Origin of the sequence: Actinomyces sp. MRS3W (assembly GCF_032465695.1) — a bacterium.
Lineage (GTDB): Bacteria > Actinomycetota > Actinomycetes > Actinomycetales > Actinomycetaceae > Actinomyces.
In genome coordinates this window covers 1-2,687 of the sequence record NZ_JAWDJJ010000193.1, presented here as the reverse complement: position 1 = coordinate 2,687, position 2,687 = coordinate 1, and the positions used below count along the sequence as shown (strand labels likewise).

Here is a 2,687-nt window from a genome sequence, read left to right as displayed (position 1 = left end):
ATGGCCCCGGCCGATGCCCCAAGACTTAGCCCGCCCTCAGCAACTTCGACCGGTTTCGGCACGTTACAAGTGCCGGTTTCGGCACGTCATTAGTGCCGGTTTCGGCATGTTATTAGTGCCGGTTTCGGTGCATGGGCGTATCTACTTGGACGAGCGGGACGTCGAGCGCTTCGACGCAGCCGACTTCGCGGTGGTCTTGCTCGCGGTCTTCGCACCGGCCTTGCTGGTCGACCGCCGTGTGGTGCGCTTCTCCGCCGGCCCCTTGGCGCGCTTCTCCGCCAGGAGTTCGTAGGCGCGCTCGGGGGTGACCGTGGCCGGATCATCGTCGCGGCGCAGCGTCACATTCGTCTCCCCGTCGGTGAAGTACGGACCGAAGCGGCCATCCTTGATGACGACAGGTCGGCCGGTAGCCGGGTCGGTACCGAGCTCACGCAGCGGTGCACGCGAAGCCGCCTGGCCGCGACGGCGCTTGGGCTGAGCGAATAGCTCCAGCGCCTGCTCCAGCGTGACCGTGAACAGCTGCTCCTCGCTTTCCAGCGACCGGGAGTCGGTGCCCTTCTTCAGGTAGGGCCCGTAGCGGCCGTTGTGCGCGGTGATGTCGACACCATCGGCGTCCTGGCCGACGACGCGCGGCAGGCTCAGCAGGTCGAGCGCCTGTTCCAGGGTGACGGTGGCCAGATCCATGGACTTCAGCAGCGACGCCGTGCGCGGCTTGGGACCCCGCTTGGACTTCCGCGCCGGCTTCGCCGCCGCTCGTGACGTCGCGCCGTCCGGATCGTCCCCGGAGGCCGCCGCCTCATCCACCGCGGACTGCTCCTCGGACAGGATCTCGGTGACGTAGGGACCGTAGCGCCCGTCCTTGACCACGATGGTGTGCCCGGTGGACGGGTCGACGCCGAGTTCACGGCCGTCGTCGGCGGCGCGAGCGAACAACTCGCGCGCCTTGGCGACGGTCAGCTCATCGGGAGCCAGGTCGCCCGGAACATTGGCGCGCTTGCCCTCGGCGTCCTCCAGGTAGGGGCCGTAGCGGCCCACGCGCAGGGTGATGCCTTCCCCGATCTCAATGGAGTTGACGGCTCGGGCGTCAATCTCTCCCAGGCCGTCCACCAGGGCCTTGAGACCCTGATGCTCCCCCGGCGTGAGCGCATGCGCGGATCCCGACGGCGAGACGGCCGCCGCGCCGTCGCCCGGCCCATCCTGGCCGTAGTAGAAGCGGGTCAGCCAGTCGACCCGGTCCTCCTCACCGGCGGCGATGCGGTCCAGGTCGGCCTCCATGGAGGCGGTGAAGTCATAGTCGACCAGCTCGCTGAAGTTCTCCTCCAGCAATCGGGTCACGGCGAAGGCAAGCCAGGTAGGCACCAATGCCTGTCCGCGGTGCTCCACGTAACCGCGGTCGGAGATCGTGGACATGATGGAGGCGTAGGTGGAGGGGCGACCGATCTCCCGCTCCTCCAGCGCCTTGACCAGGGAGGCCTCGGTGTAGCGGGGCGGCGGGGTCGTCTCATGACCGGCGGCCTCGGCCGCGAGCGCGATCAGCTCCTGCCCGGTGATCATGGCGGGCAGCCGCACGTCCCGATCCTTGGCCGCTCCCCCGGCCCCGTTCCCGGGCGCTGCGGATTCGGATTCGTAGCGCTCGGCGTCGCGCCCCTCCTCGTAGGCGGCGAGGAAGCCGCGGAAGGTAATAACGGTGCCCGACGCCGTCAGGCCGGCGGTGTTGAAGGTGATACCGGCGTCGCGGGATCCGCCGTCGGCCGGGCGCAGCGGAACATCCACCCGCACGGTCGCCGTCGACCCGGTCGCGTCGGCCATCTGGGAGGCGACGGTGCGTCGCCAGATGAGCTCGTACAGGCGGAACTGGGCACCGGTGAGCTGCCCGGACACCTGCGCGGGAGTGCGGAAGTGGTCGCCGGCAGGACGGATCGCCTCGTGCGCCTCCTGCGCGCCCTTGGCCTTGGTGGCGTACAGGCGCGGCTTGGGCGCCACGTACTCGGGCCCGTACAGCTCGGCCACCTGGCCGCGGGCGGCGGCGATCGCCTGCCCGGACAGCACCGTGGAGTCGGTGCGCATGTAGGTGATGAAACCGTTCTCGTACAGGGCCTGCGCCACCCGCATGGTCTCGCGGGGGTTCATGCGCAGCTTGCGGCTCGCCTCCTGCTGAAGAGTGGAGGTGGTGAAGGGGGCGGCCGGACGACGCCGATAGGGCTTGTTCTCCACCTCGGCCACGCGTGGAACTGCCCGGGTGATGGCCTCGGCGACGGCGCGGGCGGCGCCCTCATGCAGGTGAACGGTGCCCGCCTTGACGGCGGCCGGACGCAGCTGACCGGCGTCGGTGAAGTCACGGCCGGTGGCCACGCGTCGCCCATCCAGGGTGGCCAGGCGGGCGGTGAAGGCGTCCTCAGCGCTCGACGGCGCGGAGGATGTGCCACCGTCAGCGGCGTCGCCGGCGACGGCCGCAGCGGCCACCTTGGTCGGCGGGCGCAGCGAGCTGCCCGCGGACAGGTCGGTGGAGAATTGCGCTTCCACCCCCCAGTAGCCGGCGGCCTTGAAAGCCATCCGCTCGCGTTCGCGCTCGACGACGAGGCGGGTGGCCACCGACTGCACCCGCCCAGCGGACAGGCCGGCGCGGACCTTGCGCCACAGGACGGGGCTGACCTCGTAGCCGACGAGCCGATCGAGGATACGGCGGG

At 70.3% G+C, this 2,687-nt stretch carries 1 protein-coding gene; it reads right to left on the bottom strand.

Features of this window, described 5'->3' with window-relative positions; genetic code table 11:
• Window positions 1–141: 141 nt before the first annotated feature.
• Window positions 142–2,687 (bottom strand): type I DNA topoisomerase (topA, locus tag RWX45_RS07210; protein WP_316023056.1); only part of this gene is annotated, 2,546 nt, incomplete at its 5' end.